This is a genomic window from Sphingomonas sp. BL-S-29 (assembly GCF_055521495.1).
Window position 1 is genome coordinate 4320163 of record NZ_CM145482.1, and the last position, 19739, is coordinate 4339901.

Genomic DNA, 19739 nt, shown 5'->3' on the forward strand with positions numbered 1-19739 from the left:
GATTTCTCCTTATTGCTTCGTCAGCACGATGTGCGTCGCGTTCTCGCCCAGGACCTGCTCGCCGACCTTATAGCCGAGCGCCGGCAGATCGAGCCCGACGAACAGCGCCTCGCCCTTGCCGATGAGCATGGGCGAAATCGCGAGATGCGCTTCGTCGATCGCGCCGAGGGTCAGATATTCGCGGATCGTCTCGGCGCCACCACCGATGCGGATATCGCGGTCGCCGGCCGCCTCGCGGGCGAGCCGCAGCGCTTCTTCGGCCCCCTCGGTGACGAAATGGAAGACGGTGCCGCCGTCCATCTCGAGCGGTGGACGGGCATAATGGGTGAGAACGAACACCGGGCAATGATAAGGCGGCGTGTCGCCCCACCAGCCCTCCCAGCCATCATCGGTCCAGTCGCCGCGGCTATGGGCGAACATGTTGCGGCCCATTATCCAGGCGCCGAGGCCCTCCATCGAGCGGGAAGCGAAACCCTCGTCAATACCGGTCGACCCGCCGTCCTGGCCGAACATCGTGCGGAAGGTTTTGGTGGCAAAGGCCCATTGGTGCAGCCCCTCGACGCCCACGCCCATGGGATTTGCCAGGCTCTGCTCGATACCAGCACCAAAGCCGTCCACCGAAATCGAATAGGCGTTTACGCGAACCCTGGTCATCACGCTCTCCCTGAAAATGCTGTCGGCTCAAACCGCTTTCGAATCACAACCGGTTGTCTTCTAGCAAACCGATCCTATATTGCAACCAGTCATGACGATCCATATCGACGATCCGCGATCGGGCTGTCCGATCAACCTTACCATCCAGGCGCTGGGCGATCGATGGAGCCTGATCGTCATTCGCGACATCATGTTCGGCCATCGCCGCCATTTCCGCGAGCTGCTGGGCGCGTCGGAGGAACGGATCGCCTCGAACATCCTGGCCGACCGGCTGAAGAAGCTGGTCGCGGCGGGCTTTCTCGCCATCACCGACGATCCGAGCCACAAGCAGAAGCATTTCTACAGTCTGACCGAGCCGGCGATCCAGCTCGTGCCGCTGATGGCGCAGCTCGGCGCCTGGGGCCGGCGGCACCTGCCGGTCACGCCCGACCTGGCGATTCGCGCGCAGCTGCTGGAGGAAGGCGGCCCCGAGATGTGGGCGGATTTCATGGACGAGCTGCGTACCGAGCATCTCGGCACGCCGCCGACGGGCCGGCCGAGCGTCGCGATGCGGCTTCAGGCGGCCTATGAGGCGATCAGGGGGGCGTAAGCTCGGTCTGCCCCCACTCACATCCGTCACCCCGGGCTTGTCCCGGGGTCCATCCATCCGCGAGCGCAACGCCCGATTATGGATGTTGCGCCTCGCCGCAGAATGGATGCCGGAACAAGTCCGGCATGACGGAGGAGACGTTGGGCTGTTACCCGGCGCTGTTGCCGACAGTCGCGGCCGGAGCAGCGGGCGGCGGCGCGTCACGCCCGCCGCGATCCGGACCGTCCGGGCCATCGCGACCAGGACCATCTGGACCATCTGGACCACCATGATGCCCGCCATGGCCGCGAGGCTCATGGCCCCTCGGCCCGAGCGGCGTCACGGTGCCGTCTGCCGCAACCAGGAAGGACGCGCGCAGCATGCCGTCCTGCTTATGGCCCTGCACCGTCACCGAACTACCGGTCGTGACCAGCGCGTCGGATCGCGGCCCGCCCTCGATCATCGTGCGGCCGCTCCCATCAGCCAGGATGAAGTTGGATCCATACACCTCTCCCACCTTGCCGCGCACGGTGACCAGGCCCTCGCCGGTCTTGAGCGAGGCGATCGCGACGGGGTTGAGCGGCGCGACCTCGATCGAGGGGCCGGCCATGCGCGCGGCGGTAGCGCCCACGGCACCGCCCGCGCCGAGCAGGGCGATGGCGGCAAGCGCCATTTGAAGCGATGGCTTGCGGACGGGTTTCGCGGTGATGTCTTCAGTCATTCGGTTTCACTCCATGGGTTTTGAGTGACGCCGTGATAGCGATGCGTGCCCACGCCCCGCTGAACCTCCCCGTTCAGTTTCGGTTTAAGGCGCGGGCTTAGCGATTGGGCGGATACCCCTTCCCCGTTCGGGCTGAGCGAACGGAGAGGGGGCGCCTCAGCGCAAAGGAGAAAGGACCCGGATGCGCATCCTGCTGGTCGAGGACGACTCCGCGCTCGCCGACGGCATCGCCCGGGCGTTGCGCGCGGAGAATTTCGCGGTCGATATCGCCGGCAATGGCGAGGACGGCGCGCATCTCGGCGATACCGGCCTCTATGACGCCGCCGTGCTCGATCTCGGCCTGCCGGTGAAGCCGGGCATCGCCGTGCTGCAGGAATGGCGCGCCGCCGGGCGCAGCCTGCCCGTGCTGATCCTCACCGCGCGTGACGGCTGGTCGGACAAGGTCGAGGGATTCCGCGCCGGGGCCGACGATTATCTGACCAAGCCCTTCCGCGTCGAGGAGCTGGTGATGCGCCTGCGCGCGCTGATCCGCCGTGCCGCCGGCCATTCCGCCACGGTAATCGCCTGCGGTCCGCTGCGCTTCGACGCCCAGACCGGCCAGTTCGAGCTCGACCGCCTGCCCCTGAAGCTCACCGCGCTCGAATGGCGCATCCTGTCGGCGCTGATGCTGCGCAAGGAAGCGGTGATCGACCGGCTCGACCTGCTCGACCATGTCTATGAGAGCGATGCCGATCCCGATTCCAACTCGCTCGAGGTGATCATCGGCCGGTTGCGGCGGAAGATCGGCCGCGACCTGATCGAGACGGTGCGCGGCCGCGGCTATCGCCTGACGGCGACTCAGCCATGAGGCTGATGCCGCGCTCGCTGTTCGGCAGGCTCGCCGCCCTCGCCGCGCTCGCGACGATCGCCGCGCTGGCCTTTGCCGCGCTGGCGATCGGCGCGGTGCTCGAACGCTTCGTCATGCAGGGCCTCGACCAGCGCCTCGACGCCCAGGTCGCGCTGCTCGCCACGGCGGTCGGCCCCGATGGATCGGTGGATCGCGCACGCATCGTCTCGCCCGCACCGTTCAATCGCACCGGGTCGGGCTGGGGCTGGCGGATCGACGCCCCCGCCGTCACCCTCGCCTCGGCCGACCTGCCCCAGATCGAGCAACCGCCGCCCCCGGACGCGGATGACCATCACCGCCGCCGCCACGAGCAAGGCGAGCCCCAGCCGCTCGACTGGCGCGACGCGACGGGGGGCGCCCGCCACGCTCGCAGCCTGACCGTCCAGACCAGCGCCGGCCCGGTCCGGATTGCTGCCTCGGCCCCACGCGCGATCGTCGAGCGGCCGCTGCGGGCCGCCATGACGCCATTGCTGGGCTCGCTCGCCCTGCTCGGCCTCGCGCTGGCCACAGCGACATTGGTCCAGCTTCGCCTCGGCCTGCGCCCGCTCGCCGCGCTGAGGGCTTCGCTTGCCTCGGTCCGCGCCGGGCAGGCGCAGGCCGTGCCTACCGACCAGCCCGCCGAACTCCAGCCGCTCGCGAACGAGCTCAACGCCCTGCTGGCCGAGAATGCCGCCGCGCTCGCCAATGCCCGTGGCCATGTTGCCAATCTCGCGCATGGACTGAAGACGCCGCTCGCCGCGCTTGCGCTCCGCCTGAACGAGCAGGGCCGCGACCCGGACGGGGCGATGGCGGCCGAGGTCGCGCGAATCGACCGATCGATCCGCCATCATCTCGGCCGCGCGCGCGCCGATGCCTCAGGCGGCGCGGGGCGGCGGCACACCCAGATCGAACCGGCGGTCGACGGCGTTGCCGCGGCGCTCGCCCGAATCCATGCCGACCGCGCCATCGCCTTTACCCGCTCGATCCCCGCCGGCCTCGCTGTGGCGATCGACCCGCAGGATCTGGACGAGCTGCTCGGCAATCTGCTCGACAATGCCTGGCGCTGGGCCGCCGGCCGAATCGTGCTGACGGCCGAACCCGGTCCCCCGGGCCGGGCACGAATCGTCATCGAGGACGACGGGCCCGGCATCGCCGCCGCGGATCGCGCCGAGGCGCTGCGCCCCGGCCGCCGACTCGACGAAAGCGGCGACGGTCATGGCTTCGGCCTCTCCATCGTGCGCGAACTGGCCGAACTCCATGGCGGCACCCTGGCGCTGGAGGCATCCCCCTCAAGCGGGCTGCGCGCGATCGTTACGCTGCCGATAGCCGGAGCCGGTGGAATGTGAAAATTTAGTCATGTTCCATGTTCGTTCTCTTGCCTTTCACGAACCCCGCAGAACTCCACGCGTCGCTGCGCTGCACCGTTTTGGCGATGCCATGAACCGACTCAAATTAGCGACGAACCGAGTCTCGTAACTGTCATTTACCGTCTTGCGTCCCCGCCGGAATGGGCACAATCTGTTGGGGTTGAGTTCGGGGGCGAACCCAAGAACTGGTAGAACGACCACCGCGACCCCATATTGCGGCATGCTTCCACCCTGCACCCTGTGGTGCGGGCACGGCATAATTCGTTCTCCCTGGGCGCCCCTGAAATGATAGGATGGGGGTTCGCCCCCGATTCGAACGGACCGGGAACGCCAGCGGCAAAGGCCAAGGCAAACCAGTCGTGTATGTTTGATGGAAAGCAGGGGCAGAGCGATGGATTTCAGAGATACCCAGGAGGCAAGCGTAACCATGGCCACCGATGCGATCGAAGCCGCCACGAGCGCCGCGCCCGCCACGGACACGTCCAGCAAACATGGCGGCGCGGCGCGCAAGCTCGACGCCCGCGGCGATTCGAAGGAAGTGAAGCCGCAGCTCTATCCGGTCGAGGTCGATCATTCGCGCGACGCGTTGCTCACCGATTTCGGCAAGGACACGCTGAACGACCGCTATCTGCTCCCGGGCGAGCGCTACCAGGACCTGTTCGTGCGCGTCGCCTCGGCCTATGCCGATGACGGGGCACATGCGCAGCGCCTCTACGACTATATCTCCAAGCTGTGGTTCATGCCCGCCACGCCGGTTCTGTCGAATGGCGGCACCGGACGCGGCCTGCCCATCTCCTGCTTCCTCAATTCAGTGCCGGACAGCCTGAACGGCATCGTCGACACCTGGAACGAGAATGTCTGGCTCGCCTCGCGCGGTGGCGGCATCGGCACCTATTGGGGCAATGTCCGGGGCATCGGCGAGCCGGTCGGCCTGAACGGCAAGACCAGCGGCATCATCCCGTTCGTGCGCGTGATGGATTCGCTGACTCTCGCGATCAGCCAGGGCAGCCTGCGCCGCGGTTCGGCCGCCTGCTATCTCGACATCTCGCACCCCGAGATCGAGGAATTCCTCGAGATCCGCAAACCCTCGGGCGACTTCAACCGCAAGGCGCTGAACCTGCACCACGGCGTGCTGATCCCCGACGCCTTCATGGAAGCGGTGCGCGAGGGCGCGGAATGGAACCTGACCAGCCCGAAGGACGGATCGGTCCGCGGCACGGTCGATGCGCGCGCCTTGTTCCAGAAGCTGGTCGAGACCCGTCTCGCGACCGGCGAGCCGTACATCATCTTCGCCGATCACGTGAACAAGGCGATGCCCAAGCATCACCGCGATCTCGGCCTCAAGGTCTCGACCTCGAACCTGTGCTCGGAAATCACGCTGCCGACCGGCAAGGACCATCTCGGTAACGATCGCACCGCGGTCTGCTGCCTCTCGTCGCTCAACTTCGAGACCTGGGACCAGTGGAAGGGCGAGAAGGGCTTTATCGAGGACGTGATGCGCTTCCTCGACAATGTCCTGCAGGACTTTATCGACCGCGCCGAGCCCGGCATGGAGCATGCCGCCTATTCGGCGATGCGCGAGCGCTCGGTCGGCCTCGGCGTGATGGGCTTCCACAGCTTCCTCCAGGCCCGTGGCCTCGCCTTCGAAGGCGCGATGGCCAAGAGCTGGAACCTGAAGATGTTCAAGCACATCAAGGCGCAGGTCGACGAAGCCTCGATGCAGCTCGCGATCGAGCGCGGCCCCTGCCCCGACGCGGCCGACATGGGCGTGATGGAGCGGTTCAGCTGCAAGATGGCGATCGCGCCGACCGCGTCGATCAGCATCATCTGCGGCGGTACCAGCGCGTGCATCGAGCCGATCCCGGCGAACGTCTATACCCACAAGACGCTCAGCGGCTCCTGGTCGATCCGCAACCCGTATCTGGAAAAGCTGCTGATCGAGAAGTCGAAGAATTCGGATGCGGTGTGGAACTCGATCCTCGAACAGGGCGGTTCGGTGCAGCATCTCGACTTCCTCACCCAGGAAGAAAAGGACTGCTACAAGACCAGCTTCGAGATCGACCAGCGCTGGCTGATCGAGCTCGCCGCGGACCGCACGCCCTATATCGACCAGTCGGCCTCGCTGAACTTGTTCATCCCGGCGGACGTCGAGAAATGGGACCTGCTGATGCTCCACTTCCGCGCCTGGGAGCTCGGCATCAAGTCGCTCTATTATCTCCGCTCGAAGAGCATCCAGCGGGCGGGCTTCGCCGGGGGCGTGGAGGCCGACAACACGATCGACCTGCGCGAGATCCAGGTCGAGTCCAAGGATTATGACGAGTGTCTGGCCTGCCAATGAGCCCGCCGATCATCGGCTGTCGGACCGCCACGGCGCCGATAGCCGGTCGGTGACGGCCCAGCATCGAGGATAGCGGCATGGATCAGAAATCGGGCTGTATTGCGGTGGGGATCCTCGGCGGTGTCCTGCTGCTGATGGTCTTCATGTTCGGCTATCCGCAATATCGCGTCTATTCGCAGCGCCTCGCGGGCGAGGCCGCGCTGGCGGAGGCGCAATCGTCGCGTCAGGTCGCGATCCTGGAGGCGCGCGCCAAGAAGGAAAGCGCGATCGCGCTGGCCGAGGCCGAAGTGATCCGCGCGCGCGGCGCCGCGCAGGCCAATGCCATATTGCAGAACAGCCTTGGCGGGCCCGAGGGTTATCTGCGCTATCTGCAGATTCAGGCGCTGGAATCGACGCGCGCCTCGCTGATCTATGTGCCGACCGAAGCCGGCCTGCCAGTCACCGAAGCGCGTCGCCTTCAGACCGAAGCGCCGCCGGAGCGCTGATGTACGCGCCGGTCGCCCTTGCTCTGGCCGTTAAACGCCACCCGGTGCCGGGAATGACGGAGGCGATCGCAGTGGCGACCGCCTCCCGGCCTGATTCAGGCCTCTTCCTCGAACGTCACGGCGACGTCGGCATTGGCCGAGAGGCGCACCTGATCGCCCTCCACATCGGCGACCAGGCCGAGCGGGATGAAGTGATGGTGCCCTTCATGGGCGCCTTCGCCGCTGTCGGCCTTGGTCAGCTTGATGCGGCCGTCCTGGACATGGTCGACGGTCCCGACATGGACGCCGTCGGCGCCGATGACTTCCATATGTTCCTTGATTGCGCTTGCGTCGGCCATGTGCATTTCTCCTTGGTTACGGATGCGGGCTCACAACGCACGCAATGCCGATTCGATGCAAGCCCGGAGGCCCGACCCATGTTGGTGACCATCGCCCCTTCCAGCCTGATTCCCGCCACGGGCCCCGGCCCGTCCATTGATGGCTCTTGCCGGAGGACGGCCGCATGAGCCGCGCCCCCTTGCGCCTTCTCGCCGCCCTCGCGCTTGCCGCGAGCCTGTCGGCCTGCGCGCACCAGATCGGCTCCGCGGTGCAGCCCGCCGCGCCCGGCTTCCTGCTCGGCGTGTGGCACGGCTTCATCTTCCCGGTCGCCTGGATCCTGTCGCTCTTCATGCCCGACGTCGCGGTCTATGCCGTGCCGAACAATGGCGGCTGGTATGATTTCGGCTATTTCGTCGGCATCGTCTTCCTCGGCGTCGGATCGCACCGCGGATCGAAGACGGTCTATGTGCGGCGGGACCGCGGATGAACCGCGCGCCGCTGATCATGGCCGCGGTCGCGGCGACCGCCGGGATCGGCGGGCTGGTCGTGTTCACGCGGCCGGCGCGGAGCGAGGGCGCGATCTATGGCCGCCGCATCGCCGGCACCATGCTGATCGCGCTGGCGCTGCTGCTGGGGCGTTTCGCCTGGGCGCTCGACTCATGGGGGGCGGGGTCGTGAGCACGCCGGTCTTTCTTGCCATCGCCATGGCGTTGGGAGTCGGCTTCATCGCGCTGATGGTGATCATCGGCAAGCTGGCCGAACCGCTGGGCGCGCTGCACCGCCATTGGCTGGAACGCCGCCATCAACGCCGGCTGTCACGCGGCAACGACGGCTATTTCGAAGAGTTGCGCTCCATCGAAACCGCGCTTGCTCAACATAATCACACACCGCGCAAGCTCAGCGCACTGGACTATGCACTGGGCCTCATCCTTGCGGTCATCGTGGGCGTGCAATTCCTCACCTGGACGGTACCGGAAACCGAACGTCCCGGCTGGACCGAGCATGTGGGCACCTCGATCTTCATTCTGATCGGGGTCCAATGGGCAACCGGCACCTCCAGTTTTTCCGGAACCGCGACACGCGGTTCCAGGCTCCTGGGCGTCGCAATGATCGCCTTCTTTTCCTTCTTCCTCATCGAGGACCTCTCCAAATTGGGAGGCGCATCATGAGCCACTGGTCCACCAGCGAGTGGGTCGCGGGCGCGCTCGATCTGGCGATGCTGGGCTGCGGGGTCTATTATCTGGTCTTCGGCGCGAAGCTGCGCGACCGTCTCGATCGCAGGAACGAGGCGGGCCTGGCCAATGGCGCGCTCGACCCGAGGACGCTGAAGCGCCCGCCCGATTATTTCCGCCTGGGGATCGTCCTCACCATCGCTGGTGCCGGCCTCCTCTACCTCAATTTCTTCCGCTAGAACCGCGTAATTGTAAGGATCCGCCCATGTCCCTCCTCGAAGCCCGCAAGCAGTACAAGCCGTTCGAATACCCCTGGGCGTTCGATTTCTGGAAGCGTCAGCAGCAGATCCACTGGATGCCGGAGGAAGTGCCGCTCGGCGAGGATTGCCGCGACTGGGCGCAGAAGCTCAGCGACCATGAGCGCAACCTGCTCACCCAGATCTTCCGCTTCTTCACTCAGGCGGACGTCGAGGTGCAGGATTGCTACCACGAGAAATATGGCCGCATCTTCAAGCCGACCGAGATCAAGATGATGCTCGCCGCCTTCTCCAACATGGAGACGGTGCACATCGCGGCGTACAGCCACCTGCTCGACACCATCGGCATGCCCGAGAGCGAGTATGGCGCCTTCCTCGAATATAGCGAGATGAAGGACAAGCACGACTATCTGCAGGGCTTCGGCGTCGACACCGACGAGGATATCGCCAAGACGCTGGCGATGTTCGGCGGCTTCACCGAGGGGCTTCAGCTCTTCGCCAGCTTCGCGATGCTGATGAACTTCCCGCGCTTCAACAAGATGAAGGGCATGGGCCAGATCGTGTCGTGGAGCGTCCGCGACGAGAGCCTGCACTGCGAGGGCATCATCAAGCTGTTCCACGCCTTCTGCAAGGAGCGCGATTGCCTGACCAAGTCGGTCAGGCAGGACATCATGGACATGTGCCAGACGACCGTGCGGCTGGAGGACAATTTCATCGACCTCGCGTTCGAGATGGGCCCGGTCAACGGCATGACGCCCAAGGAGATCAAGAAGTATATCCGCTACATCGCCGACTGGCGGCTGGGCCAGCTCGGCCTGAAGCCGATCTACATGATCGACGAGCACCCCCTGCCCTGGCTCGCCCCGCTGCTCAACGGCGTGGAGCACGCCAACTTCTTCGAACAGCGCGCGACGGAATATTCGAAAGCCGCGACGCGCGGGAACTGGAACGAGGTGTGGGACGGGTTCGACAAGCGGCAAAAGGCCAAGAGCGGCAAGGCTGCGAATGAGGATGCCGGGGATGCGGCGGGCGGCGGGGATATGTTCTCGCAGGCTGGCGTGGCGGCGGAGTGAATTAGTTGGCACTTTCCCGCTCTCGGATTGATAAAGCAGGGAAGGCGCTGGCCACTCCGCCCGAGGAGCTCACATATGAATTCTTGGAGCTGGAGGACGTATTCGATGAATATCGGACCCTCCACCTTCGTCCACTCACCCTGTTAACTTCGACTATACAAAATTGGCTGACCGACCATGGGCAGACATATTATATTGCACAGCGCCTGAAGCGAAGACCTCAAATTTCCAGAAAACTTCGACGCTTAAGCGTGCGGTTAACTCAACTTCAGGACATTGGCGGACTCCGAATAATTGTACAAGATGATAATTCCGTAGACGATTTAAGTCAATTTTTAGATGAGCACTTCTTGCTCTCTGGACAATTCAAAGTTCAAAGGACTACTGATTACCGCGAAAAAGGGCGAGACAGAACGGGATATCGGGCCCTCCATAAAGTTATTACCGACGGCAGCGTTCACCTTGAACTTCAGATAAGAAGCAGGATTCAGCATTACTGGGCAGAGAATATAGAAAAGACTTCCGTTATATATGGCGAGCACCTTAAAGAAGAACAGGGATCTCCCATAGTTCTCGAATATTTTCGTCGATTGTCGGATATTTTTTACGAAGTTGAGAAGCACCGGCAACCTAGCTCTGATGAGAAAATCTTACTTGAACAATCCAGAGTTAGTGCCGAAAAAATAATCAGCCAGACAACAGGTGGTAAGAGACTCAACAGCTTTGTTGATGAAAGTGTTATTAAAACACTAACTGCGAAACAGTCCGCCAATCCAGGCTCGGTAAATAATTGGATACTTGTCTTTAACTGGAATTCTGCCACCTTCGTTTCTTGGGATACAGTTGACAGAGATCCAGAGTTAGCGGTCAAGAAGTATTCTGAATACGAAAAGCAATTTACCACTCAAGACGGATATGAGGTGGTATTAATCGGATCTTCTGATATCGAGACCGTACAAGAGACGCATAGTCACTACTTTGGAATTTCTCCGCCAGATTCTGTTTTGGAGAGCTTGGACGATTCCTTAACCGGAATCTCTAGCCGGATGGATCTTGGGTTAGATGAACGCAAGATCCTATCCTCCATGTATCGAAAAGGGTACTGGGGCACCAAAAGCACGTCTCCGGAGACGTTAAAAAATCATTTTTGCCGAGATTTACTCGATTTTGATGACGCAGTTGAAAAACTTATCGGCTTAAATTATATGATTGTTCGCCCTTTAGGCGGATTAACACTCAATATTAAGAAACGCAGCGAAATAGAGCAATATATATAGATCAAGGCGGAATTACGGTGCCAGTTTACTAATTAACGTACCTAATAGATTGGACTCGCTCCAGTCCTCACCTCCCGCCACTTGCGTCCGCTTGATCCGCTCGTCGCGTCCACCTACCCTCGCGGCCGTGAAGGATGAAAACAAACGCCACCTTGCAGCAGTTCTGGGGCTCGCCATGTGGCTCGCCTATCCGATCGCCTTCGGTGCCGGCATGTGGGCACGGCGCGACTATCGCTGCGCTGGGCGGACCTTCACCGGCCAGTTCGACGACTGTTTCAACGATCTCCTGCCGCTGCTGGAATTCCTGCTCGTCGCGCTGATGCTGGCGTTGACCGTCGAGTTCGCCCGCTTCGCCTTCACGATATTCGCCCCACCCGTGCCGGAGCGTCGGTATCGCTGGAGACTGGCCAGGGTGCGGCCCGCTGCGGACCGTTATCCGCTCTACCAGATCCTTGCCGGCGCGGGGGTCCTTTGGGCGGCCCTTCACCTGTGGTCGGTCCCCCTGTCGCCACGCTATTGGTATCTGCTCGCCTATTGGCTGGTCTGGATCGGCTGGTTCATCGCAGGCGCCCTGCTGAGCCGCCCGGCAATAGACTGAACAATCAGACCGGGGCGACACGCCCCTCGGCGCGCTCAATCGTGACCCAGCACGATATCGGCGACATGGCCCGTCCGTCCCCTCAGCCGTCCATTCCAGCGCACCACCGTTCTGCCGGTGGGTGTGACGATCTCCATGACGTGAGAGGGAGCGCCGATCCCGATCTCTCCGGTCCAGCGCACCGTCTCACGGTACAAGGCACCCGACAGCAAAAGCCTGTCGAGCGAGCGCCCGTCACGCGCGGACAATATCTTGATCGTTTCCGGCAGGAGGCGCTTGTCGATCGGTAACAACCCACCGGGACCATCTTCACCAACGGCGCTGATCCGCCAGATTCCCGCCGCATCGCGCCACGCGATGGTGCTCCACTCGGTCATGATATGATGGACCCCGACGCTATCGACCCGGATGATTTCCCGAGCTTCCGGGGCCACCACGCCATATCGCGCCCGTAGGGCCAGGCTCTGCTCGATTCGGGCTCCGATCGATCGAGCGCCTGTTTGGAGGCCAAGGGTGCAGGCGAAACCAGCAACCCGATCAACAGCGCGCCTGCCACCCACCTCACTTCCCCAACCCCGCCAGCCACCGGATGATCTCGCTCTCCAGCCGGATGCGCCGGTCGGACCAGCTATGGTCGGTCGCGACATGCAGCGTCGTCAGCTTCGTGCCCCCGGCCGCCTTCACCTCGGCGGCCAGCCGGTCGGCCTCCGGCGCGAGGCCGTCGTCGGAGGTCAGCACGAACAGCCTGGTGCCGGCGAGGCGCGGGCCGGCCTTCACGAAGTCGAACGCGTCGGCATGGGCGATCGCTTCGTCCGCCATGATCGCGCCGCTCGTATCGGCCAGCGCCTCCAGCCCGTTGGCGGTGAAGGCAACAGTCGCGGCATCGCGCGGCATATGGCCGAGAAAACCGATATTGCCGGGCGAGATCAGCGCCGCGCCGAGCAGCGCCGGATCATGCGCCGCGGTCAGCGCCGTCACCCATCCGCCGAGGCTGTGCCCGACCATCGCGATGCGCTTCGGGTCGATGCCCAGGCTCGCGGCGTTCGCCGGCGTGCGCAGCCAGGCCAGCACTGCATCGGCATCCTCGAGATCATTGGCGAAGCGATAGCTGCCGGGGCTGCCCCAGGAACCGCGATAGTTGAAGGTGATCACCGTCCACCCGGCGCGCCGGATCGCCTGGGCGAGATCGAGATTCTTCTCGTTGCCGGGCAGGCCGTGGCACAGCAGCACGACCGGATGCGGCCCCGCCCCCGCCGCGACATAGGCCAGCCCGTTGATCGCGACGCCGCCGCTCGGGATATGCAGCACCTCCATCCGCGCGGGGTGCGCCGCATCGCGCGCCGGATCCGTGAAGATCGCCGCCGGCACTTCCTGCGCCGCCACGGTATGCGCCGTCGGGGCCGCGGCCAGCGCGGCCAGTGCGATGGTCCAGGCTTTCATCGATTCTTCCCCTCGCTGACATGATCGACCGTCCAAAGATTCGTATATCTTATTGAAATATATGTATAAGTGATGGCCGACAGACAAATCCGAAAATGTCAGTGACCTTCATGACATTTTCAGCAGTCGCCCTTGATTCAACCATGCCACCCCGACCGATAACAGGCTGTTCCGGCGGTTCCCCCGCCTGTTTCTCATCGTTGGTAGCGGAACGCCATCCGAATCGGACTGGAGGCCATGGCAGAGTTTCCCCAAGGCGATCGTCCAGCGTAGACCCGGCAGGCATGCCCGCCGATCCCGCCCGAGAGCCCGCGCCGCTCCTCCTCGTCACGCTGATGGACCCGGATGCGCCGCCGGGTGGACGCGAGCTCCTGTCGCGGCTCAACGCGCGCGCGCTGGCGGCGGTGTTCGGCGATGCGCTGGCGGTGCACCAGCTGACCAGGAAGCCCGCCCCCAGCCTGGCCGACGCCGTGCATGGGCGCCTGGGCGGGCTCGACCCCGATGAGATCGCCCGCATCGTCGCCCGGGTCGGCGACATTTCCGCAGGTCAGGTGTTCGTGGACGGCTCGACGCTGGGCCATGTCGTCGCGCCGATCAAGCGCGCCTATCCGCATGTCCGGGTGGTGACCTTCTTCTACAATGTCGAGGCGCGCTTCTTCCTGGGCGCGGCCCGGGCCAAGCGGACCGCACTCTCCCTCGCCCTGCTCGCCGCCACCTGGGCCGCGGAGCGCGCGGCGGTGCGCACAGCGATACGATCATCTGCCTGTCCGCGCGTGAAAGCTCAAACATGACCATGTCGAGTGGCTCTCATCGCTCGCGTCAGGCATACCACAAAGATGAGATATGCACTCGGCCTGTTGATAATGACCGTGATTGGTGGCTGTGCTCCGAGATCGCAGCCGCAGATCGATCGCGTCGAAATAAGAATTAGAGGAGGCATGCCGGCGGTCGCGACCGCGAACCGGCAAGGGTCGAGCCGGACTCAATCTTTTCCACCCTGGCCGAACGGGCGCGCCGAGACATATTCTCTTACCGAATCCCAGTTCGTCGACCTTCTCGCGCGTATCGAACCGTTTCGCGCCAAGGCAGTGCCACTGAACGATTCAAGTGCGCGGGCACTATTGGAGACGCCGTGCCCCAAGGGGGTTCCTTACGTCACCGACGCCGGGGGCACGAGTATACGATGGATCGGGCCGGCTTCGGATTTGATCTATGACGCTGATTTTGGATGTGACCATGAGCGGAACGCGTCACGGAATGATGACATTCGACGCACGGTGAGAAGCTTGCCGGTTCATCTGAATTGACTCAGCGAGGCTCTCACTGCCTCATGACCGCGTTTCCCCAAGGCGCTCGTCCAGCGTAGACCCGGCAGGCATGCCCGCCGATCCCGCCCCGCTCCTCCTCGTCACGCTGATGGACCCGGATGCGCCGCCCGGCGGGCGCGAACTCCTGTCGCGGCTCAATGCGCGCGCGCTGGCGGCGGTGTTCGGCGATGCGCTGGCGGTGCACCGGCTGACCAGGAAACCCGCCCCGAGCCTGGCCGATGCCCTGCACGGGCGTCTTGGCGGACTCGGCCCCGATGCGATCGCCCGCATTGTCGCCCGGGTCGGCGACATATCCGCAGGTCAGGTGTTTGTGGACGGCTCGACGCTGGGCCATGTCGTCGCGCCGATCAAGCGCGCCCATCCGCAGGTCCGGGTGGTGACCTTCTTCTACAATGTCGAGGCACGCTTCTTCCTGGGCGCCGCCCGGGCCAAGCGGACCGCGCTCTCGCTCGCCCTGCTTGCCGCCACCTGGGCCGCGGAGCGCGCGGCGGTGCGCCACAGCGATGCGATCATCTGCCTGTCCGCGCGCGACAGCGAGGGCCTGCGCCGGCTGTACGGGCGCGGCGCCGACCATATCGCGCCGATCGCGCTCGACGACGCGCTCCCCGCGCCGCGCCCGGCCATGGCGCCGGACCGGGCGCGCTATCTGCTATTCGTCGGGGGCGCCTTCTACGCCAACCGGCGCGGGATCGAATGGTTCGCGCGCGAGGTCGCACCCCGCTCGCCGCTGCCGACAATGGTGATCGGGCATGGCATGGAGGCCCTGCGCGACAGGCTGGGCGAATCGCCCAACCTCAGGATCGTCGGCGGCGTCGACGATCTCGCGCCCTGGTATCTCGGCGCGCACTGCGTGGTCGCGCCGATCTTCGACGGTTCGGGCATGAAGACCAAGATTGCCGAGGCGCTGATGTTCGGGAAACACATCATCGGCACGAGCGAGGCCTTTTCGGGTTATGACCGCGCGGTGCAATCATCCGGATGGCTGGCCGAGGACGCTCCCGGCTTCCTGGCGGCGATCGCGGACGCAGCGAAGGCCGATCTGCCGGTATTCGATCCGGCGGCGCGCGCACTGTACGATGCCGCGCATTCCTTTCCGGCCGCGACGCGCCGCCTGGCGGAAATCATGCTGCCCGTCGCGACCGCCGCGCGTTCAGACGACAGCCATGGCGCGGTTCGTAGCGCCGTCGCGGGCACCATGCCGGAAAGGGACGCATGACCATCACCCGCCAGGGCGCCCCTCGCCCGATCAGCCTCGACACATTCGGTGCCGTGGCGAACGGGCCTGAATCGAGCAGCGCCGCCACCTCCGCCGCACTCAACGCGTTCGGCCGGTGGGCACGCGCCGAATCCGCGGCGGGGCGTGCAGTGCATGTCACGGTGCGGCCCGGCCTCTATCATTTCGATCAGACCGTCGCGCTGGACTGTTTCAAGGGCATCTCGACCCTGGTCTTCTCGGCGCATGGCGCGACCTTCGTGCAGACGGCGCCCAACGGCTTTCCCTGGCCGGTCGGCTGCGACACGATACTCTATCGGAACGCCGCCAACCCGCTGATCCGTGCCGCGAAGAAGGGTGATGCCAGGGTCATGGTGACGACACCCGCGGACCTGCGGCACTATGCGCCGGGCGAGATGGTGATGATCGCCGGCGAAGACATCCAATATTGGGGTTATCCGCCCAATCTCTACCGCTTCGATTTCGTGCGGCTCAGGACAGTCGATCCGGTCACCGGCGCCGTGACCTTCGATCGGCCGCTCACCCATCACTACCGGCCGGATTTCGCTTCCTATCTGTCGCTGAACAGCTGGAACGGATCACGCCTCTACAAGCTCGATCACAGGGGCTTCTCCTGGGATATCGATCACAGTTTCATCGGGCTCACCTGCCGCAACCTGCGCGAAGGGCATGGCGAATATATCCTGGCGATGGGACGCAAGCTCACCTTCCGCGATTGCGACACGCCCGGTTTCGCCGAGAGCATCTGCGAGGATTTCCTGGCCGAACGCTGCATTGAGCGCGTGCACAGCGAGCCGGACAAGCTGGTGAAGAGATCGGTCCGGCGCGGCGGCCGCATGCCGGCCGGCATCGCGGTGCAAAGCGCGAGCGTCGACCGGGTCAGCCTGGAGGATTGCAGCATCGCGCTGCTCGGCATCGGCGGCAAGGCGCTGAGCGTGACCAATTGCGACATCGGCCGGCTTGGCTTTTCCGGCGGATACGGTTTTTGCGACGAGGCGGTCTTCGACCATTGCCGCATCGCCCAGGCGCAATATTGCTATCCCTCGATACCGACCGGCAGCCGCTATAATTTCGTCGACGGCACCAATGTCACTTATGCGAACGGCGTGTTCACCGTCCTGAAGAACACCGATGCGGGCACTGCCCGGGGTGGCGGCGTGGCAAACTGGAACATCCTGCGCGGCCAGCCCCTGTCCTTCTGCCGCGGCCGGCCAGGCGATTCGACTCAGCATGGGTCACACCTGGCGAGCGATCTCGGCGCCGGTCTGGTCCTCTCGGTGCAGGATCGCCCCGACGCCATCGTGATCGCGACCACGATCCGCTCGGCGCGCGTGCCGGCCTGGTCGTCGGGCCAGGTACAGATCAAGCGCCGCAACGCCCCCGTCTTGCGCAACTGCACCGGCGCCGAGCCGATCCGCCTCGCCGCCGAGGCGGCGCGGGCGGGGAAGGAGTTCGGCGCCTGGTTCCGCTATCTCCTCACCGCGAAGACCATCGCCCAGGGGCCGGTGCTGGAGGGCCGTTCGGGCAGGCTGGTGCGGCTGTATGCGAACGTCATCAAGCCGATGACCGGAACGCCGGGGGCCGTGCTCACGCTCGCCGAACTGGCCGCCTATCGCGCCAGCACCATGGAATCGCCCGCCCATTTCCAGATCGACATCGACCTGACCATCGCGGGCAAGCGGGATTTTACCCTGGCCGCCCTGCGCGGCGGCGTGGGCAAGGACCGGGTCGTGCATGATGGCCGCCCGCAGCCGCACCTGCCCGTCGACCTGTGGTGCGACGATGGCATGCCCAATCTGTTCTGCACCGGCGCGCCCTTCACCGGGAACCCGGCCGCCGCGCCGGTGGTCGAGCTGATCTTCGAATTCGACGCCGGACTGCTCGCGCGGCGGACCATCCTCGCGGAGGCATGATGCCCGCCCGGGGGCGCTATGCCGGATCCTGCACGCGCTCGCGTCGCTTGATCCTGCGGATCTCGGCCAGCTGCCCCTGCACGATATCCAGCGCGTCCTGTTCCTCGGCGCTCAGCCCCGCCGGGTCGACTCGCCGGATCAGCACTTCCAGCGCATCGCCGATCCGGCCGAGCTGGCGGCCATAGCTGCCGACCTCGTCCAATATGTCCTGCTCGATATCGGGCCTCGGCGTCGCGCCGAGATCGATGTTGATGAACCCGAACTGCGCGCCGGGCTGGTAGAAACTCATCGGGTTGATCGCCTGCCACAGCTGGTCCGGGGCCAGGGAGAATTGGAACGACTTCATGCGGTGCCTCCATCGCAAGATCGGAAACGAGGGTAATCCGGATCTGCCGCAGCGCGGCATGACTTGCGACGAAAGTCCGACGGACTCGCCACGATAGCGCTGGATCGCCGTCACCGTTGATTGTTCGGCGGCCTGTGGGCGCGTGACGCGTGATGCTTTAGGAGAGCCACACTCCGATCAATCGGGTGGCGAAGGGGGCATGGTGACGGACGGCTGGACTGACTCGGCGGAGGCCTGGATCGCCGACATGGGCGATATCGGCGATTTCGGCCGCGCCTGCGTGCTTGACCGGCCGATGCTGGCGAGGGTCGAAGGGGGCCGTTTTGCCAACGCACTGGACGTCGGCTGCGGCGAGGGGCGTTTCTGCCGCATGCTGGGGGCAAAGGGCATATCGACGGTCGGCGTCGATCCCACCGAGTCGCTGATCAGCCAGGCGCGATACAGGGACCCCAACGGCGATTATCGGATCGGTCGCGCGGAAAGCCTCGATTTCGCCGACGCCTCGTTTGATCTGGTGGTCAGCTATCTCTCGCTGATCGACATCCCCGATATCGCCGCCGCCATCGCGGAAATGGCGCGGGTGCTCCGGCCCGGCGGATCGCTGCTGATCGCGAACCTCACCAGCTTCAACACGGCCGGACAGGCGGAGGGATGGACACGCGACTGGAAGGGCCATCCGCGCTTTTCGATCGACCATTATCTCGAGGAACGCGCCGACTGGGTCGCGTGGCGCGGCATCCGCATCCGCAACTGGCACCGGCCGCTGGAAAGCTACATGGCGCTGCTGCTCGGACAGGGTCTGCTGCTGCGGCACTTCGCGGAACCTGCGCCTTATGGCGGCGACCGCGAGTCGATCGCCCGTTATCGGCGGGTCCCCTGGTTCCTGATCATGGAATGGGAGAAGCCGGGCGGCTGAGCAGACGACCTCAGAGGCGCTGCTACACGGCCTTCACGGGCGAGCCGAATGCCCGCACCGACAATCCACCGTACGAACAATACGCTGTCGCGACCCGTTTTTGCGCCCGTTGCTGCAATGCACCCTCCTTGAACCGGCTCGGATCATGTAGGGTGACGCTCGTCCATCGGGGGGAGAAACATGCACCGCGATGCTCGCCTTGTCCTGCTCCTGCTCGCCGCGACTCTTGGCGGGTGCGCCGCCATGCAGGCGCGCACCGCCGCGCATGCCCGCAAGCCAAGCGTGATCGTCGAGCTGCCCGCGCCCTCCGACAAGCAATGGGAGCGCCTGATCGTCGCCGAGGATGCGGAACGGCTCGATACCTTCCGGGCCTTCTGGTCGACCGCGCTCGCCGCCGCGAGACCGCGCTTCGCGACCGCGCTGGCGCGGGAGGGCGCGCTGCTCGATCCCACCCGGGCGCTGGGCCATCCGGCACTGCCGCCCGGATCCTATCGCTGCCGCGTGGTGAAACTTGGCGGCGACGGTCGGCGCGTGCCCGCCTATCGCACCTTTCCCCCGACCTTCTGCTATGTGGGCGGGGAGGATGACGGCCAGTCCTTCACCAAGCAGACCGGCACCGAACGGCCCTCGGGCTGGCTCTATCCCGATGACGACACCCGGTTCGTGTTCCTCGGCGCCTATGGCGTGGGTCAGGCAAGGGCGCCGATCTACGGCGCCGTCCCCGGCCAGAGCGCGCTGGGCGTGGTGGAACGCATCGCTCCGTTCCGCTGGCGGCTGACCCTCGCGCCAGTCGACAAATCGGCGTTGCTCACGGTGTATGAGATCATCCCGGTTCCGACCGAGTTCCAGCTCGCGGAAGGGAAATAACG

At 64.7% G+C, this 19739-nt stretch carries 23 protein-coding genes; 17 read left to right on the forward strand and 6 right to left on the reverse strand.

What is annotated here, in order from left to right; genetic code table 11:
- Positions 1-9: 9 nt before the first annotated feature.
- Positions 10-654 carry a dihydrofolate reductase family protein gene (locus ACZ1I2_RS20510; RefSeq protein ID WP_465172332.1) on the reverse strand — a complete coding sequence of 215 codons (645 nt, stop codon included), beginning with the start codon at positions 652-654 and terminating at the stop codon, positions 10-12.
- Between the two features lie 91 nt (positions 655-745).
- On the opposite strand from ACZ1I2_RS20510, the gene ACZ1I2_RS20515 reads away from it, so the two are divergent.
- Positions 746-1243: a winged helix-turn-helix transcriptional regulator gene (locus ACZ1I2_RS20515; protein ID WP_465172331.1), complete on the forward strand. Its 498-nt coding sequence runs from the start codon at positions 746-748 to the stop codon at positions 1241-1243.
- Positions 1244-1391: 148 nt separating this feature from the next.
- Here the strand turns inward: ACZ1I2_RS20515 and ACZ1I2_RS20520 are convergent, their stop codons facing one another.
- Positions 1392-1943, reverse strand: a complete 552-nt coding sequence (locus ACZ1I2_RS20520; protein ID WP_465176022.1) for a hypothetical protein — start codon at positions 1941-1943, stop codon at positions 1392-1394.
- Between the two features lie 181 nt (positions 1944-2124).
- On the opposite strand from ACZ1I2_RS20520, the gene ACZ1I2_RS20525 reads away from it, so the two are divergent.
- The 4 genes from ACZ1I2_RS20525 (at position 2125) to ACZ1I2_RS20540 (ending at position 6998) form a co-directional block, all read left to right on the forward strand.
- On the forward strand, positions 2125-2790 hold the full coding sequence (locus ACZ1I2_RS20525; protein ID WP_465176021.1) for a response regulator: 666 nt from the start codon (positions 2125-2127) through the stop codon (positions 2788-2790).
- On the forward strand, positions 2787-4154 hold the full coding sequence (locus ACZ1I2_RS20530) for a sensor histidine kinase (RefSeq protein WP_465176020.1): 1368 nt from the start codon (positions 2787-2789) through the stop codon (positions 4152-4154). Before ACZ1I2_RS20525 ends, ACZ1I2_RS20530 begins: the two co-directional genes overlap by 4 nt.
- A 412-nt stretch (positions 4155-4566) precedes the next feature.
- A complete protein-coding gene (locus tag ACZ1I2_RS20535) occupies positions 4567-6513 on the forward strand; it encodes a ribonucleoside-diphosphate reductase subunit alpha (protein WP_465176019.1) in 1947 nt (648 codons plus the stop codon).
- Between the two features lie 77 nt (positions 6514-6590).
- Complete coding sequence (locus ACZ1I2_RS20540; RefSeq protein WP_465172326.1) at positions 6591-6998, forward strand: SPFH domain-containing protein; 408 nt, start codon at positions 6591-6593, stop codon at positions 6996-6998.
- Between the two features lie 95 nt (positions 6999-7093).
- Here ACZ1I2_RS20540 and ACZ1I2_RS20545 read toward each other — a convergent pair whose 3' ends face one another.
- Positions 7094-7336 carry a DUF2171 domain-containing protein gene (locus ACZ1I2_RS20545; RefSeq protein ID WP_465176018.1) on the reverse strand — a complete coding sequence of 81 codons (243 nt, stop codon included), beginning with the start codon at positions 7334-7336 and terminating at the stop codon, positions 7094-7096.
- Between the two features lie 164 nt (positions 7337-7500).
- Between ACZ1I2_RS20545 and ACZ1I2_RS20550 the strand changes: the two genes are divergently transcribed.
- The 7 genes from ACZ1I2_RS20550 (at position 7501) to ACZ1I2_RS20580 (ending at position 11693) form a co-directional block, all read left to right on the forward strand.
- Entirely contained in the window at positions 7501-7803 is a 303-nt protein-coding gene (locus tag ACZ1I2_RS20550; protein WP_465172324.1) for a hypothetical protein, read from the forward strand.
- Entirely contained in the window at positions 7800-7994 is a 195-nt protein-coding gene (locus tag ACZ1I2_RS20555) for a hypothetical protein (protein ID WP_465172323.1), read from the forward strand. Before ACZ1I2_RS20550 ends, ACZ1I2_RS20555 begins: the two co-directional genes overlap by 4 nt.
- Entirely contained in the window at positions 7991-8485 is a 495-nt protein-coding gene (locus tag ACZ1I2_RS20560) for a hypothetical protein (protein ID WP_465172322.1), read from the forward strand. The genes ACZ1I2_RS20555 and ACZ1I2_RS20560 overlap by 4 nt, the downstream gene beginning before the upstream one ends.
- Entirely contained in the window at positions 8482-8727 is a 246-nt protein-coding gene (locus ACZ1I2_RS20565; protein ID WP_465172321.1) for a hypothetical protein, read from the forward strand. Before ACZ1I2_RS20560 ends, ACZ1I2_RS20565 begins: the two co-directional genes overlap by 4 nt.
- 26 nt (positions 8728-8753) lie before the next feature.
- Complete coding sequence (locus ACZ1I2_RS20570; protein WP_465176017.1) at positions 8754-9818, forward strand: ribonucleotide-diphosphate reductase subunit beta; 1065 nt, start codon at positions 8754-8756, stop codon at positions 9816-9818.
- A 5-nt stretch (positions 9819-9823) separates the two neighbouring features.
- On the forward strand, positions 9824-11095 hold the full coding sequence (locus ACZ1I2_RS20575) for a RelA/SpoT domain-containing protein (protein WP_465176016.1): 1272 nt from the start codon (positions 9824-9826) through the stop codon (positions 11093-11095).
- Positions 11096-11222: 127 nt separating this feature from the next.
- Positions 11223-11693, forward strand: a complete 471-nt coding sequence (locus ACZ1I2_RS20580; RefSeq protein WP_465181516.1) for a hypothetical protein — start codon at positions 11223-11225, stop codon at positions 11691-11693.
- Positions 11694-11728: 35 nt separating this feature from the next.
- On the opposite strand, the gene ACZ1I2_RS20585 is transcribed toward ACZ1I2_RS20580, so the two are convergent.
- Both ACZ1I2_RS20585 and ACZ1I2_RS20590 read right to left on the reverse strand, forming a co-directional pair.
- A complete protein-coding gene (locus ACZ1I2_RS20585; protein ID WP_465181517.1) occupies positions 11729-12130 on the reverse strand; it encodes a hypothetical protein in 402 nt (133 codons plus the stop codon).
- Between the two features lie 124 nt (positions 12131-12254).
- The gene (locus ACZ1I2_RS20590) at positions 12255-13133 is read right to left on the reverse strand and encodes an alpha/beta hydrolase family protein (RefSeq protein ID WP_465176013.1); all 879 of its coding nucleotides are present in this window, start codon (positions 13131-13133) and stop codon (positions 12255-12257) included.
- Positions 13134-13417: 284 nt separating this feature from the next.
- On the opposite strand from ACZ1I2_RS20590, the gene ACZ1I2_RS20595 reads away from it, so the two are divergent.
- From ACZ1I2_RS20595 to ACZ1I2_RS20605, 3 genes are all read left to right on the forward strand, one after another.
- Entirely contained in the window at positions 13418-13924 is a 507-nt protein-coding gene (locus ACZ1I2_RS20595) for a hypothetical protein (protein ID WP_465176012.1), read from the forward strand.
- Positions 13925-14510: 586 nt separating this feature from the next.
- Positions 14511-15677, forward strand: coding sequence for a glycosyltransferase (locus ACZ1I2_RS20600; RefSeq protein ID WP_465176011.1), 1167 nt, complete (start codon positions 14511-14513; stop codon positions 15675-15677).
- A complete protein-coding gene (locus ACZ1I2_RS20605; RefSeq protein ID WP_465176009.1) occupies positions 15674-17608 on the forward strand; it encodes a hypothetical protein in 1935 nt (644 codons plus the stop codon). The genes ACZ1I2_RS20600 and ACZ1I2_RS20605 overlap by 4 nt, the downstream gene beginning before the upstream one ends.
- A 16-nt stretch (positions 17609-17624) precedes the next feature.
- On the opposite strand, the gene ACZ1I2_RS20610 is transcribed toward ACZ1I2_RS20605, so the two are convergent.
- Positions 17625-17954 carry a hypothetical protein gene (locus ACZ1I2_RS20610; RefSeq protein ID WP_465172312.1) on the reverse strand — a complete coding sequence of 110 codons (330 nt, stop codon included), beginning with the start codon at positions 17952-17954 and terminating at the stop codon, positions 17625-17627.
- Positions 17955-18153: 199 nt separating this feature from the next.
- Here ACZ1I2_RS20610 and ACZ1I2_RS20615 point away from each other — a divergent pair, with 199 nt between their 5' ends.
- Both ACZ1I2_RS20615 and ACZ1I2_RS20620 read left to right on the forward strand, forming a co-directional pair.
- Complete coding sequence (locus ACZ1I2_RS20615; RefSeq protein WP_465172311.1) at positions 18154-18870, forward strand: class I SAM-dependent methyltransferase; 717 nt, start codon at positions 18154-18156, stop codon at positions 18868-18870.
- 180 nt (positions 18871-19050) lie between these two features.
- Positions 19051-19737: a DUF4893 domain-containing protein gene (locus ACZ1I2_RS20620; RefSeq protein ID WP_465176007.1), complete on the forward strand. Its 687-nt coding sequence runs from the start codon at positions 19051-19053 to the stop codon at positions 19735-19737.
- Positions 19738-19739 lie beyond the last annotated feature (2 nt).